This is a genomic window from Nostoc sp. 106C (assembly GCF_002154725.1).
In the GTDB taxonomy this organism is placed as follows: domain Bacteria; phylum Cyanobacteriota; class Cyanobacteriia; order Cyanobacteriales; family Nostocaceae; genus Aulosira.
In genome coordinates this window covers 1-16,128 of sequence record NZ_MTAW01000060.1, presented here as the reverse complement: position 1 = coordinate 16,128, position 16,128 = coordinate 1, and the positions used below count along the sequence as shown (strand labels likewise).

Annotated in this window: 7 protein-coding genes and 1 pseudogene; 6 read left to right on the top strand and 2 right to left on the bottom strand. The window is 42.0% G+C overall.

Features of this window, described 5'->3' with window-relative positions:
* Positions 1 to 10: 10 nt before the first annotated feature.
* Both BV375_RS05350 and BV375_RS05345 read right to left on the bottom strand, forming a co-directional pair.
* Complete coding sequence (locus BV375_RS05350; protein WP_086758064.1) at positions 11 to 3,604, bottom strand: filamentous hemagglutinin N-terminal domain-containing protein; 3,594 nt, start codon at positions 3,602 to 3,604, stop codon at positions 11 to 13.
* 146 nt (positions 3,605 to 3,750) lie between these two features.
* A complete protein-coding gene (locus tag BV375_RS05345) occupies positions 3,751 to 4,626 on the bottom strand; it encodes a calcium-binding protein (protein ID WP_086758061.1) in 876 nt (291 codons plus the stop codon).
* Between the two features lie 1,003 nt (positions 4,627 to 5,629).
* Between BV375_RS05345 and BV375_RS05340 the strand changes: the two genes are divergently transcribed.
* The 6 genes and pseudogenes from BV375_RS05340 to BV375_RS05315 all read left to right on the top strand — a co-directional run bounded on the left by BV375_RS05340 (position 5,630) and on the right by BV375_RS05315 (position 15,881).
* Positions 5,630 to 6,859 (top strand): sigma-70 family RNA polymerase sigma factor, encoded by a 1,230-nt coding sequence (locus tag BV375_RS05340; protein ID WP_086758059.1) that lies wholly within the window; start codon positions 5,630 to 5,632, stop codon positions 6,857 to 6,859.
* Entirely contained in the window at positions 6,825 to 8,042 is a 1,218-nt protein-coding gene (locus tag BV375_RS05335) for a DUF1822 family protein (protein ID WP_243713850.1), read from the top strand. Before BV375_RS05340 ends, BV375_RS05335 begins: the two co-directional genes overlap by 35 nt.
* Positions 8,043 to 8,061: 19 nt before the next feature.
* Positions 8,062 to 10,434, top strand: a complete 2,373-nt coding sequence (locus BV375_RS05330; protein WP_086758057.1) for a CHASE2 domain-containing protein — start codon at positions 8,062 to 8,064, stop codon at positions 10,432 to 10,434.
* 374 nt (positions 10,435 to 10,808) lie between these two features.
* A complete protein-coding gene (locus BV375_RS05325) occupies positions 10,809 to 15,026 on the top strand; it encodes a DEAD/DEAH box helicase (protein ID WP_086758056.1) in 4,218 nt (1,405 codons plus the stop codon).
* 159 nt (positions 15,027 to 15,185) lie between these two features.
* Positions 15,186 to 15,591 (top strand): annotated as a pseudogene (locus BV375_RS05320) (Uma2 family endonuclease); the annotation flags it as partial.
* 71 nt (positions 15,592 to 15,662) lie between these two features.
* A complete protein-coding gene (locus tag BV375_RS05315) occupies positions 15,663 to 15,881 on the top strand; it encodes a hypothetical protein (RefSeq protein ID WP_086758054.1) in 219 nt (72 codons plus the stop codon).
* Positions 15,882 to 16,128: the final 247 nt, after the last annotated feature.

Sequence of the window (16,128 nt, the reverse complement as noted above, 5' to 3'; positions counted from 1 at the left end):
TACGAAGATATCATAGTGCCGGACAGGACACAGATGCTTGCCAAGAACTGCGGGGATTTGCCTGCGGTGCTTGGGCAACCAGCACAATATCACCATTAGCATCCACCACCCAATTTTGAGCTTCAACTATTTGCCTAGCAGACTTAGCTAATATTGGCGTAACTTGCACTTGGTTAGAAATTGCAGCAGGCTGTTGTCCCACTCTCACCCAATTGGACAACATGCTGGTGTCTTGTAATGGTTGATTGGGACTGATTGGCAATCCTCCTCGTCCAGTGGCGATAAAGGAACTCTGACTTTGCCGACTACCAGGGATGCAACTGTTGGCAATTTGCCCAGAAACATCAACTACATTAGTGGGTAGTTCTGCTAAACCGCGACTGGGGTCAGCATCAGGAGTGTTAATTTGTATAGTGCCGCTTAAAGAAGGGTTTTGCTGAGAAACGGCAGTGATGTCATTGCTTGACAGTTGACTTGGATCTAAATCGAGTGGACGTAATCTTTCTAGGTCTTGTCGGCTAAGTGGGGCGATGCCAAAAATATTAGTAGCGTTGATTTGGATCTTGCCACCAGAGCCGTTGAATGCATTGGCAGTAATGTCGCTATTTTCATTCGGGACAGCGACAATGAATTTTGAGTTGATATTGATGTTACCGCCATCACCGCCTTGTTGCCCAGTACCCGCGTTAGTGGAAATTTGAGCGCCATGACGGAGTAATAGTAAATTGCTGTTGAGATTGATATCGCCGCCCTGATTGCTTGCAGTTTCTGCTGATATCAGTCCCTGATTATCCAGTGTCAATTTTTCTGCCTGAATCTCAATATTGCCTCCTTGACCGCTACCCTGACTATTTACAGCAATTGTTGCTCCATCCTGAACAAGGACACTTCTGGGGTCAATAAAAATACTACCAGCGTTTCCTGTTGACCCAAGGGTTGTGTTGGCATAAAGCCCACTGACTGCACCTGTATTGTCCGGATTGCCTTGAGCAAATTGAAGAATTCGGTTTTTATAAGTCGGATCACTGCCAGATAAAATAACTTTGTCAGTGACGTTAAGGGTGATGTTACCTGCTTGTCCACTATCATAGGTAGTCGTGATTACCTGTCCACCATTTATTGCTTCAAAGGTGTCAGCATTAATGGTGATGTTGCCTCCGGGCTTATTGTTGAGTGTGCGGGCATTAATCACACCGCCATTACTCAGCCGTAATAAAGGCGTATTTACAGTAATATTACGTCCTTGACCTAATGCCCCACGTTCTACACTGGTAAATAACCCGCTAGAAAATCCACTGGCTCTAACTCCATCTATAACGACTGCATCACGAGCATCAATGGTGATGTCTCCAGCATCTCCGTTGCCGCGTGTTAGGGCTTGCAGTTCAGCCCCATTGCTCAAAAAGAGTTTGCCAGTAGCAATTTGCAGGTTTCCACCTTTTCCTGTACCACTAGTTTCAACGTTGCTGGCAATGTAGCCTCCTTGCTGCCCAAAGATGCCCGTTCCACCAACTAAAGAAATGGTGTCACGCGCATTGATAGTAATATTACCTGCGTCTCCTTGACCTAAAGTTGCAGAGCCTATGCGAGCACCCTCACTGAGGAAAAATGACCCAGCTGTAATCGAGATATCCCCTGCGCGTCCTTTGCTTGTTGCTCTTACATCACTAAAAATTGTACTGTAAGTGAAGGTGCCTAAATCCTCAGCAATTCTCCTTCCATTCACAGAAATATTATCCTGCGCTTTAATTGTTATATTACCTGCATCCCCTAGCCCATAGGTGCTAGTAAACAATGAAGCGCCATTATTTACTGAGAGTGACTTAGTGTTAATACTGATACCACCAGCTGCGCCTACAGCATCAGGAGTTCCTACTTGGCTGACCAAAGCACTAGGGCGTCCACTACGGCTAACTCCATCAAGAGTTACTGCATTACTAGCACTAATTATCACACTACCTGCATCTCCTCGTCCAAAAGTGCTAGCTCCTACTTGCGCACCATTGGTAATGGCAAACGATTCAGTTGAGATGCTGACATTACCCCCTCTACCGCCCTCACTACCCTGAAATACATTGTTCTCTATACTGCTCGATCGCTCCTGTCCATTGATAACAGCTACACCATCCATAGCAATAGTATGAGCGTTAATTGTCAGATCGCCTGCGTTTCCTGTCCCAGAAGTACCATTTATTAGTTGAGCACCATTGGTAATAGAAAGCTTATCAGTTGCAATAGAGACGTTTCCACCTCGTCCACTAGCAGATGCTCCACTGCCAACAGTCGCACGGTCGAGGGAAATGCCATTCAGTGCATTGACTGTTAAATTACCAGCATCTCCCTGCCCAGATGTATTAGCACCTAGTTCACTATCTTTGATTGTGAGCGCTCCAGTCGTGATGTTAACAGCGCCACCTTTGCCTTCTCCCTGTGCAAAACTTCCTACAATACTTCCATTAATAACAACTGCATCACGGGCGTTAATCGATAAATTTCCATTATCTCCCTGTACGGTGCTACCAATACCCAAGAATGAGCCATCAGTAACTTTCAGTAATCCGGTTTCAATAGTGATGTCGCCACCGTTCTTATCATTGAGGTAGCCATCATTTTGAATTACACTATATCCCCCATTCTCATCGCCTCGCAACGTAATTGTTCCTGTTGCATTGAGGTAAATGTCGCCGCTGCGATTGTTAGAAGAATCAGGTGGAGGATTTTCTAGCCCGTCTACTGGAAAAAGAGTTAAAATCTGACCATCTTGAAGTTCTAAATTTCTAGCGTTAACCGTAATTCTGCCACCAACACCAGCACCGATTATTACTGTGGCATTGTTTGTGAGATTGATGTCTGCCCGTGGAACATCATTTAATAAGTTCAAACGCAGTTGATTGCTATCTAAAGTTAGCCCTACTGTCCCTACCCCTGAAACTCCTGCTAGTTCAATCGATCCTCCTGGTGCTGCTAAGCTTGCTCCATTTAAGTTGACCTGCCCTCCTACAAGAGCTAAGCTCTGCGTAGAATCAGTTAATAAATTCGCTTGACTGGTTATTGTTCCTGGTTGTCCTCCATATTGCAAGCCAATAGGGACATTAATTGCCAGCAAGTCAGGTTGTTGAGGATGAATGGCACTAAATTCACTACCATTTTGAAAGACAAAACTATTGGCAGTGCTAGCCAGGAAAGAACCCCGGATATCTAGCTGAGCATTGGGGCCGAAGATAATACCATTCGGGTTAAGCAGGAACAGGTTGGCATTACTGCCTTGAATTTGAATTAAACCATTAATCGAAGAAAGAGTACCACCTGTCACACGAGCCAAAATATTTCTGATACTGGCAGAACTCTCAAACTTAGCCACTTCGTCTGTATCTAGGTTGAACTTGCCAAAACTTTGGAAAAGATTATTGCCAACAGTTCGTCCCGCTCCTTGCGGAATGAGATAATTTGGGCCTGTTAAAGTCTGTTGAGTTCCCAGCGTACCGTCAAGGGTAATATTTTGAGCCAGCACACAAAGGTTAGAGAAGGGAAATATTGCTCCACTAAGAACAAAAACACTGACTAGCTTAGTTTGCCAACTGGGTTGTCTTTGCAGTTGAGCCATTGAACGAACTTTCTTTGAAAGTTTTGTAGAATAACAGGTTTGAATTGGAACTGATTGGCTTCTTAACGCACTTTGCAATTTCTTGGCAATGGCAATCTTTCAATATTTAATTATAAGTTGAATAGTCTAAAGAGAAGCCGATCAATTTAGACAAAGATAAAGTTAGAACTAGTACTCAATCCAACAGTATCCTGAGCGATCGCAATTAAGTTGCCACGGTCATAGATTGCTGTATCAAATGCGCTAGAAGAACCGTAGCCCAGGTCTTTACTTTGGTCTAATGTGTAGCTGCCACCACTATAAACTTGAATCTTGTCACCCTCAACCGCATTGAAATCAGTAATAATCGCATAATTGAGGTCACGACCCCAAATTACTCCCCCATTAGTATACGGAGAACTGGAAGCGTCACCAAGGACAAACGTATCTGCACCAGTTCCTCCCGTTAAAGTATCGATTTGATACAAAGATCCATAGCCTACAAGGTAATCATTTCCATCTCCACCAACTAGTAAATCACTTTCTTGACCACCCATCAGTAAATCATTTCCCGTACCACCCGCTAGTGTATCTTTACCTTTTCCGCCGGAAATTGTATCATTGCCATCGTCTCCAGATAGCCAATCGTTTGAACTACCCCCATAAAGATAATCATCTCCACCGTAACCATAGAGCGAAACACCACCTGAGAAAGCAGAGGCATCAAGAATATTATTACCATCACCACCGGACAAGATTGCACCTTCAATGCTGATCAAGGTATCAGTTCCGTTTCCAGTCAGGCTGGTATTGGTAAGGACAAAGTTAAAATTGCCAGATTCAACAACATTATCGTTACCATTACCTCCATCAAGGGTATCGTTACCAGCTCCGCCTGTCAGGTCATCGCCAAAATCATCGCCAAAGATGTAATCGTTTCCTCCTTTACCATTGATTACGTCGTATCCAATACCACCATAAATAGTGTCATTGCCATCAGTGCCTGTAAAGGAATTTGGTCTGCCATCAGCATAGTAAGGCATAAGTTTCTCCTTGTTGATGTAATAAATTGACTATGGTTGGAAAAAGGAATTGAAAGGATGCAGAATTACTGTATTTGCTGCCCTCTGTTGTCTTATTGGTTGGCTTTTTATGGTTTATTCACTCAAAAATACTGAACAAGAAATTTTTTGGGAAAAACCGATAACTAGTGCTGCTACGCGGAAATTTAAGAAAATGAGAGCAAGCTGGCTTTAGAACAATGCCTAGCTCAAGTATTTAGCGATCGCAGCGGAAAATCTCAGGAAATAGATGGTGTAGTATCAACTAGCACTCTGTGGAGGTTTTTAAAACTTGAAGCACAAACTCTCACAATTGACAGGATTGAAGAGTTTATTGTACAAATTGTAGAAATTAGCGGAATTTTAGCTGAACTTTTGAGAAATTATTTTTGAAGATTAGTTGTGGCGATCGCACACCAAAGTCATCCAAAAAATTTTATATACATCTCTTTACAGAGATACTTTTGTGCCTGCAATATGAATAATCCGCATAAGTATAACCAAAGAATAAGAAATATATCGTCAAAATAGTATGTTGTAAACTTAGTTAAACTACGTCTACCTTGAAAAGCGTAGTTTTTATAATTTCGATAGGACTGACGTCAATACGGTTCAGTTAAGGTGATCAGAGTTCTCATCTGTCGGACAAAAACCAAGATTTGGGGGAGAATCCCCCAAACCCCCGATTGGGGGACGGTTGCGTCCCCCAAGCCCCCTCCAAAATAATTATTCGGTTTTTTGTTTAGTAATTATTTGTGAGCTTTGTTGTCAATGAATTTTCTTAACTGAACTGTATTGGGACTGACGTAACTGTAAATTAAAAAACTAGATTTTGCGATTGTTAATTCGTTTCTTCACTCTAGGGTAAGCAAGCTATGCAATAAAATAAATAATTCATGGATGAGGTTGAATTTAATATTTTATTATTTTTAAAATATGTTGAACTCAATTAAGTTTTTTAACTGAAATTATATACAAGTAGCCTATGCGTACTCGTCTAGAAATTACAGAAATTTTCTCTACCTTTGCCCAATTAGAAGCAGATAGATTTAGCAAATGGCTAACAGACGCTAGGTTGCGCCGAAGTATGCAAAATAGTTTGGCAGAGATTGCCAAAACTCAAGACTCGGCAAATAAGTTTACAGATAATTTTTGGTCGTTATATTGGTATAAAATATGGCGTTCAAATCCCCAGTTAAGTAATCTTGCAAAAGCACACTTATCCGCCTATTTGCAGGAAACTTGTTATTGGGCAGCCCAAAGAGCGATCGCAAAATTTGCTGTCTTCCAGCATGGATTAAGCGATTACTTCCAAATGGGCATTGCAGAGTTAGAAACGATTTTAGAAGCGTATAACCCTGATAAATCCACTAGTTTAAAAACCTACGCTAGCATTGCTTTTCCCAGCAGATTGAAGGATATGCTGCGCCAACGCAAAGAGGCCGATATTTGTACAAACTGGGGTTTGTTACGCAAGGTGAGTAAAAAAGTGGTACTAGAAGCGCTGCAAAATGCTGGCTTGACACCTACACAAATAGGCCAATATCGCCTAGCTTGGACTTGCTTCCGGATGCTATATCTGCAAAATCAACCGGGAGGAATTCAAAAACTGCCAGAACCTGATCGCCAATTATGGGAAAATGTTATCAATCTCTACAATAGCGAACGACACAGCCAGCTAGCTTTCCCAACCTCGGAATGCAACTCGGTAGTCATTGAGGAATGGCTAACCAAAACTAGTATTTATGTACGGAATTATCTTTACCCAAGCGTTGCTTCCCTGTATGTAAACAATCAAGATGACGATTCAAATCAGGAATTGGATATCAAAGATCCGGCTTCTGAATCATTAATCGCTGATATTCTCGCCGAAGAAGAGGTTCAAAACCGACGAAATCAAATATCGCAGATGAATGATGTACTGCTATCAGCTTTAAAAATGCTCGATTCTCAATCTCAGAAGATACTTGAGTTGTACTATCAACAGGGAATGACTCAACAGCAAATTATCCAAGAGTTGAAAATTAGCCAGCCTACGGTTTCCCGGCGGTTGCTTAAAGGAAGAGAATCCTTACTAGAGGCGTTAATTACTTGGAGTCAAAAAGCAGAGAATATTTCCGTAAATTCCAACCAAATAAAAGATATGAGTGCAGCTTTGGAAGAGTGGTTGAGAATTAATTATGCAAAATCTAGCTTTAGTACTTCATCAGTTTGAGGGATCAGGGATGACATTTGCCTTTGCGGAACCAACGGAATTGTTATTAGAGGTATCACCATTATTGCGATCGCATTCTTGGCAAAATAGCCAAATTTATGCAAATCCTAGCAGTCGTTGGTGTGCTTATCTCAATCAAATTTGTCTGGATGTCTTTTTAGACTGGGTAAAACAAGAATATTTTCCTGACGCCAAAATTTGGTATGGCAGTGCAGATATGCCAAGTTTTTGGGAATTTGTCAATGGAACGGCGATTTTGTGCGGTGGTAAGAAGATAGTATTAATTCCCAGCGAAGCAATTGACGATCGCGAGTTAGAAATTCCTCAAGAATGGGTGGATATTAAAAGTTGGGCAGCAGATTATTATTTAGCAGTGCAAGTCAAACCAAATGAAGATTGGGTAAGAGTCTGGGGTTACACCACCCATCAGGAAGTGAAATCGCACGCGAATTATGACTCTATTGATCGTACCTACTGCTTACCGACACAGCAAATTAGCAAAGATATTAATGCCTTCTTTTTAACTTACCAATTTTGTCGAGGAGAGGAAACTCAAGAAGCGATTGCATCGTTACCAGAAATATCAAACACCCAAGCAGAAAACCTCTTACAACGGTTAGGTAATCCCAGTGCCACATTTTCCAGGCTAGCATTACCATTTACAGTTTGGGGAGCCTTGTTAGAACAACAACCGTGGCGACAGCAATTATACGATCGGCGACAAGGCAAAATCAAAGTTAATCTCAGTCAGTGGTTAGAAGGAAGGTTTTCATCAACCTGGGAGGCTTTAGAAACATTTTTTGGGTCAAATAGTAGCAATATTGCTTTAGGATTGAGGAGTAGCTACGGTTTGAGAGATGTTGCTGCCAAGCGAGCCAAGTTGATTGATTTGGGAATACAACTAGAACGCAAAACTGTAGTTTTACTCGTGGCTCTCATACCTGAGGTAGATAGACAAATTAGCGTGCGAGTGCAGTTACATCCTCCGGCTGGAGAATCTCATTTACCGGAAAATATTAAGTTAGCTTTAGTTTCAGAGTCTGGAGATTTGCTTCAGCAAGTACAAGCTAGAAGCCAAGATAACTTTGTCCAACTGCCCCGTTTTGATGTGGAACAGGGAGAAAACTTTTGCATTCAAGTAGGATTAAATAACTTTCAGATCGTGGAAAATTTCATCTTTTAGCAATCAATTAAAGACGGTGATGAACAAACTAGTCGTCTTCAGCTTATTGGCGGGTGATTTACAGCAAGGATTCCCTGTAGTGACTGCGCAATTTTGGGACAGTCAGCGACAATATCCAATGAAATTTACTGGATCTCTGCCAGCAGCACCAGAACTAAGCGAACTATATCACCGATGGCAGCTACTTTATGCAGCACTCCATCAACGTTTGGGGTGGCGCGTGCGGATTAAAATTCATTCACAAGATGTCACTAATATTTCTGTTAGTGAATTTGGTGAAGTTTGCCAGCAATTACAACACTATATAAATAAGTGGTTGAACTCAGAAGCATTTCAAAATATAGTCCAACAATTACGGACTTTACTCAACAAAGATGATGCAATTAGAGTAATTTTTGAAACAAATATTCCTCTACTTCAGCGACTTCCTTGGCATCTATGGAACTTTTTTGATGATTATCGGCAAGCGGAAGTAGCATTAAGTTCCCACGAATATGAACCCCCACGCAACCAACCCCGAAAGCCCACAGGTAAGGTAAAAATCCTCGCTATTTTGGGTGACAGTCAAGGAATTGATATTGAAAAAGACCGGACTTTGCTACAGGGGTTAAAATCTGCCGAGACTGAGTTTCTTGTGGAACCAACCCGTCGGGAAGTTGACCGATATTTGTGGAATCACGATTGGGATATCTTGTTTTTTGCGGGACACAGTTCTAGTCATGCTGATGAAGATACGGGCAAAATTTATCTCAACCAAACGGAAAGTTTAACAATTCCCCAACTGAAGAATGCCCTACAAAATGCGATCGCACGCGGCTTAAAACTAGCAATTTTCAATTCCTGTGATGGTATAGGTTTGGCAAGGGATTTAGCCGATTTGAACATTCCGCAAATTATTGTCATGCGCGAACCCGTGCCAGATTTAGTGGCACAGGAGTTTCTCAAAAACTTTCTTGTCGCTTTTGCCGGGGGTAAATTTTTTTATACAGCAGTGCGAGAAGCACGAGAAAGACTTCAGGGATGGGAAAATGATTTTCCTTGCGCCAGTTGGTTGCCTGTTATCTGTCAAAATCCCACAACGCTGCCAACAACTTGGGCAGAATTACGCGGCGATTCTCATGCTTCTGTCCACTCAATTTATAGTGTAAGAAAGTCAATCGCAACTGTACTTTTAAGTAGTACCATTGTCGCTGCATCCATCATCGGTGTGCGATTTTTAGGAGGATTTCAAACACAAGAATTACAAGCTTTTGATAGTATCATGCGCTTGCGTCCGCAAGAAGAACAAGATCCGCGATTGTTAGTAGTGGAAGTTAGCGAACAAGATATTCAAAATCTCTCAGAACTTACACGCGGACCAAAATCCATATCCGATCGCAAATTAGCTCAATTACTTGAGAAATTACAAAAATATCAGCCGCGAGTTATTGGTATAGATATCTATCGAGATATTCCCGACTTCCACGAAAAATTACAAAAGTCACCACTAAGCGCACAGTTAAATCAAGAGAACGTCATTGCTGTTTGCAAAGGCAAAGATAGCGAACACGATCCTCAAGGCATTAAACCACCAGTGGGAATTCCTATAGAACGTCAAGGTTTTACTGATGCAATTCGCGATCCAGATGGTGTTATTCGCCGTCAAATCTTAATCATGAAACAGGAGTCTGCTTCTGTTTGTGCAACTCCTTTCTCTCTCAACTTGCAACTAGCAGCACGTTATTTATTTTCCGAAGATATTCCCTATGAACTGACTGATAATGCCGTAATTTTTCATTCCCGAAATGGTGAGAAAAAATTCCAGCGATTAGCAGCAGGTTTGAGTGGCGCATATCAACAAGGAGTAGGAGGAGTAGATTTAGGTGGCATTCAAATACTTACAAATTATCGTCAGGCAAAGTTTGAACAAGTTAGCGTTCAAGATGTATTAAGTGGTATTGTCAAATCTGATGCTGTCAAAGGCAAAGTAATTCTAATTGGAGTCACAGCCCAAAGTTTCAGAGATAGCTTTCCTACTCCTTATAGTGTTGTCCAAAAACCTTATCAAGAAACTCCAGGACTGTTGATTCAAGCACATATGACTAGCCAAATCATCAGTGCTGTTTTAGATAGACGGCCAATTATTTGGGTTTTGCCTTACTGGGGTGATATTCTTTGGATATGGGGAGCGTGTTTAGTTACTGGCGCGATCGTTTGGCGGATGCGTTCCCTCTTACTAAAGATAGGCACCACAGTTACTATAGCAGTAGTTTTGTACGGAGTTTGTACAACTATGCTTTTAACTCAAGGAGTATGGTTGCCGTTAATTCCATCAATCGTTGCAGTCATATTTAATGGTGGCACATTAGTATTTAAGCTACTAGCAATACCTTCGCTCAAAAAAGAGTCTTAAGAAAGAGGGTGCTCTGTAGTAGAGTTGTTGTCTTCCACAACCACAACTTACAAGCAGCACATTGTTCGATATGTTATCGCTGTTACAATGCCTAATACCACAGATAAAAGCTACAACAAAGTCAAAATCTTCTCAATTCACCTCCTGACCTTTCCCGTTAAGTCTTGAAAAGCTTACTGGTAAAAGGTTTAAAAGACAGCACAGCATATAGGATAAAGTAATTACAATAGCGTGCTCAAGGTAACAAGCAATGCTATTTTCCTATATACAGGCAGCGTGAAGCGTGATCGCCTAAGAACAACTGGTACGTTCTAAATATAAAATACCGAACGGTGCGAAAATTATTAGTGGATATAACGCGCCCAATCAGAACCATGAACGCTTTTGAGGTTGATCGGCAAAAACTACAAGCGCAACTCGCCCAAGCATACTCCCAGCTACCACCCCTAGAGCAAAAAATTGTCCAATTATTCTCAGTAATTTACGAACCTGTTAACAGAACTTCGTTTCTAGAATGTTTGAACTACATCGGTGCGCGTGATACCAATTACAAATATTTAATTAGCTCCACCTTAAAACCTTATATAGAGGGATTACTAACAGCAGGTTTGCTGATTCAAGGACAAGGACAGGGGCCTCAGTGTCATCCATTACTGGTAGAGATTGCTACTCGCTCGGCAGTAAAAGCTGGCTGTTTTGAAGTCATGGTCAAAGCAGTGCAAGACAAGCTAAAAGTCAAGAGTCGTTGGCAAGATGGGCCACTGTATTTCCAAAGCGCTCGCCAATTTATTCGAGAAATCCGGATTGGTCTTTACAGTCAGAACCTCAGTTACATTAATAAACAAATTGAAGACTATAACAGATACAATTACAACGACGACAAGATATCTATCGAAAATATCTTCGAGCAGATTTGCACTAACCCATTTGATGCGGATTGGTTTCGCACCCTGCCACAGGAATTATATGACAACTGCATATCAATCATCCTCATCAATGCCGCGTTGAAATGTTCTCCCGCAGATGAAGCCTTTACCTTACTGCAAGAAGAATGCGCTACAGAAGGTGGACATGACTCAGATTACTTGCACATAGTTTTGACAGAACAACTACTACTACGGGGTTGTATTCAAGAAGCAGAGGAGAGTTTAGATTGCATATCCGACGATTATCGAGATAATAGCCTTGTATACAGAGGTTGGTTGAATTTTTTACGCGGCGATAATCAGCAAGCGATCGCAAATTACACTGCTGGTCTCAAAGCCATCAAAAAAGCCACAGGCAAGCGTCAGGTGTATTTTAGCACTATGGGCGGCTTATTTTTTATCTTGGCACTAATCAAAGATGGTTCGCGGGAAAGTCTCCAGGAAGCACTTGATTCCACCAGTTTACTGGCACGTCAATCAGACCATTGGCTCAGACCCATTTATGCCCAGTTAAAAATTCTGCTGCAAGTCCAATTGGGCGATATCGCGCAAAAAGAATTCATCATCAGCAACCGCATCCTGTTCCCTGAAGAACACAACAGCCTAGAAACACTATTTTTCGCTCTTTGTCATTACTGGGTAGATGCCGATAGAGCCAAAAAGCACTTGCCTAGGTTGTTAGAGGAATTTTACCAACAAGCTGTTGCATCTGGTTATCACTGGTTGGCAATGGAGAGTACAGAACTCCTATCCCGACTCAAACCAAACAGCAGTTATGAAACCCAGGCAGAAATCCTGCGCGAAGATATTGGCATAGACAGCATCGTTGACTTGATGCAGCCACAAGAACCTTGGGAAATGTGCTTAAATGCACTAGCGAATCTTCAGAAAGCATCGCCAACACCTGTAAAAGCTCAAGCAGAACTACGCTTGGCATGGTTTATTACTTACTATCCCAGCAAATGCATTTTGCAACCCCGCGAACAAAAGGTTAATGCCAAAGGCGAGTGGAGTAAAGGCCGTCCCATAGCCATCAAGCGCCTGAGCGGAAATTTGGGTGAGCTTGATTATCTTACATCCCAGGATCTGAGAGTATGTGGCTGCATCGAAACATTTACTTCCTACGATTATGGATATCGTGGCAAAGTTGAGTATACCTTCAGCCCCAAAGCCATCTCTGCGTTAATTGGACACCCCTTGGTTTTTTGGGAAGATGCACCCACCATCCGTGTAGAAATAGTCAAAGGAGAACCAGAACTAATTGTTAAAAAAGGGAAACAAGGTCGTCTCAGCTTGGAATTTTCTCCCAAACTAGAGGTTTCACAGAATATCCTCACTATTAAGGAAACCCCAACCCGCATCAAGGTAATTGAAATTACTGCCGAACACCGACGCATCGCTGAGATTATCGGCAAGGAAAATCGGCTTAACGTCCCCGCCACTGCTGAAAAGCAAGTCTTAGCAGCCATCAATGCTGTCTCTGGCATCGTCACAGTGCATTCTGATATTGGTGGTGGATTGGAGGGAGCAGAGGAAGTACCAGCCCAGACTATACCCCACATTCACCTGTTACCTGCCAATGCTGGATTAAAAGTATCCTTACTGTCTCGCCCCTTTGAACAAGGTGGCCCCTACTACCGTCCAGGTACGGGTGGTGAAACTGTAATTGCAGAGATAGAAGGTAAAAGGCTGCAAACCAGACGCAATTTACAGGAAGAAAAGCAACTTGCCAATGCCGCAATCAATGCCTGTCCTACCTTAACTCGTGCTGAAGAACAAGATAGGGAATGGCTCATAGAAGACCCAGAAGACTGTTTGGAACTGCTACTAGAACTGCAAGCATTAGGGGATACTGTAGTACTGGAATGGCCGGAAGGAGAAAAACTACGTGTCAAGCACCAAGCAGACCTCAAAGATTTTCAGATGTCCATTCAACGCCAGCAGGACTGGTTTGCTGCTACTGGCGAGTTGAAATTGGATAAAGACCTAGTGCTGGATATGCAGCAACTACTAGAACTCTTGGATAAAACTCCTAGCCGTTTTATTCCCCTGGGGGACGGTCAATTCCTGGCTTTAACCCAAGCATTTCGCAAACGCCTTGATGAATTGCGGACGTTTTCGGAAAAGCACAGTAAAGGTATCCGCTTTCACCCCTTAGCAACATTAGGCTTAGAGGATTTTGTGGATGAGGTAGGCAAGGTAAAAGCAGATAAACACTGGAAAGCGCACATCCAGCGTTTGAAGGAGGTGCAAAGCCTGCAACCGGAACTCCCCTCAACATTTCAAGCAGAACTGCGCGACTACCAGATGGAAGGATTTAACTGGATGGCGCGGCTGGCACATTGGGGTGTGGGAGCTTGTTTAGCAGACCAAATGGGACTCGGTAAGACCGTGCAGGCATTGGCTGTCATCTTGATGCGCGCCCATGAGGGTGCAACCCTGATTGTTGCTCCCACTTCAGTCTGCATGAATTGGGTGAGTGAGGCACAAAGATTCGCTCCTACTTTGAATATCGTGCAATTTGGCAGTGGCGATCGCCAGCAACTACTCAAAAACTTACAACCGTTTGATATGCTGGTGTGCAGCTACGGTCTGTTGCAGCAAGAAGAAGTATCGCAAATGCTCTCCCAGGTGCAGTGGCAAACGATTGTGCTGGATGAAGCTCAGGCAATCAAAAATATGACCACCAAACGTTCCCAAGCAGCGATGAACCTCAAAGGTGGTTTCAAACTAATTACCACCGGGACTCCGATTGAAAATCACCTCGGCGAACTGTGGAATTTGTTCCGCTTTATCAATCCTGGGTTACTGGGTTCCTTTGAAAGTTTCAATCAACGCTTTGCTATCCCCATTGAGAAATTCCAGGATAAACAAGTACGCAGTAAACTCAAAAAACTCATTCAACCATTTTTGTTGCGACGCACGAAAAATCAGGTGCTAGAAGAATTGCCCTCCCGCACCGAAATTCTGTTGCACGTAGAGTTGAGTCGGGAGGAAATGGCGTTCTATGAAGCGTTGCGCCGTGAGGCAATATCTAAACTGACCGAAAGTGAGGCAACTGCTGGTCATAAACATCTGCAAGTGCTGGCAGAAATTATGAGACTGCGCCGGGCTTGCTGTAATCCCAGCCTCGTTATGCCTGATACTGACCTATCTAGCTCGAAACTGCAACTTTTTGCTGAGGTGCTGGGGGATTTACTAGAGAATCGTCATAAGGCTCTTGTGTTTAGCCAGTTTGTTGACCATTTGCATATCATACGCGATTATCTGGATAAGCAAGGTATTAATTATCAATATTTAGATGGCAGTACCCCCGCTCCAGAGCGCAAAAAACGGGTGGATGCTTTCCAGGCTGGGTCAGGTGATGTATTTTTGATTAGCCTCAAGGCGGGCGGTACGGGACTCAATCTCACCGCTGCTGATTACGTCATCCACATGGACCCTTGGTGGAATCCCGCTGTAGAAGACCAAGCCTCAGACCGTGCCCATCGCATTGGACAACAACGCCCGGTGACTATCTATCGACTAGTAGCGAAAGATACTATTGAAGATAAGATTGTAGACTTGCATCAGCACAAGCGAGATTTGGCAGATAGCTTGCTTGAAGGTACTGATATCAGTGGCAAGATATCTACAGAGGCGTTACTAGAGTTGATTGGCGTATGACATTAGCACGAGTTTTATGACAACTATCCAAAGACCTTTTGTCGTTTGTGACTTTAAACCGTGCCAGAACATCATAATTCTGTATAGAATTAATCAATTGAATTAAGTGTATCTTTAAAAACACTCAGTTATTGATTGTTGACTGATGAACCTGGATGTTCCAGCTATGTTTTTTGGGAAGAAGATGATAATTCCACCAATTTTAGCTTTGGAAGTTGTTTCTCAAACTTACAACGGCGAATATGAACAGAAAAAAATCGATTAGGCCGAATTAGGCATTTTGTATTATGTCATTTATGCACCAACACGGTTACGTCGTAAACGCCAACGTTTAGAAGTTTATCGCTTAGTTGAAGGTAAATATATTTTACAACCAGGGGATAAAACTTAGATGCCCGAAATTGGTTTAGGTATTGGAAGCGAACAGGGTACTTATCAAGGAAGAACAAGAGAATGGCTGTTTTGGTATGATGAAAATGGCAATAGATACCAAACCCCAGAAGAACAATTGCAAAATTTATTAGCCAGATTACAACAGCAAGGAATTGACCCAAATCAACTTTAATTTTGTTGATAATTGAAGTTATCAGTTAACAGCAATTAGTCATTAATTAACTAATAAGGAGATAATTAAACATGAAGGTTAAAGGCATAAAATGTGGTCAAAATATTGAAATATTAGAACAACTTCATAATATTCCAGATGGCACAGAAATCATAGTAGACTTAGAATTTATTGAAAATTTAATTACAGAACCAAAACAACCGTTAAAAGAAGTAGAGAGACCAGCAAAACTCAATCAATTATTTGGGGCTTGGAAGAACCAACCTGAATTAACAGAAATTTTTAAATAAATAGAAGAACATAATTATTGATTATTAATAATTTGGGTGAACCGCCAACAATAAAAGCTACTAAATTTGATAAAATACGGTGTTTTGGCTAAAATTAAATAAGAGTTAAGTGAGAAATGTTGTACTTAATAGTAGAGATACTAATAAAATTAAAACCTTATGATACCATTTCACAAAAAATATGATGTGGATGTAGGTTGGGTTGAGGAACGAAACCGAATGGCACTAAGATAAGCGAATGTAAAAT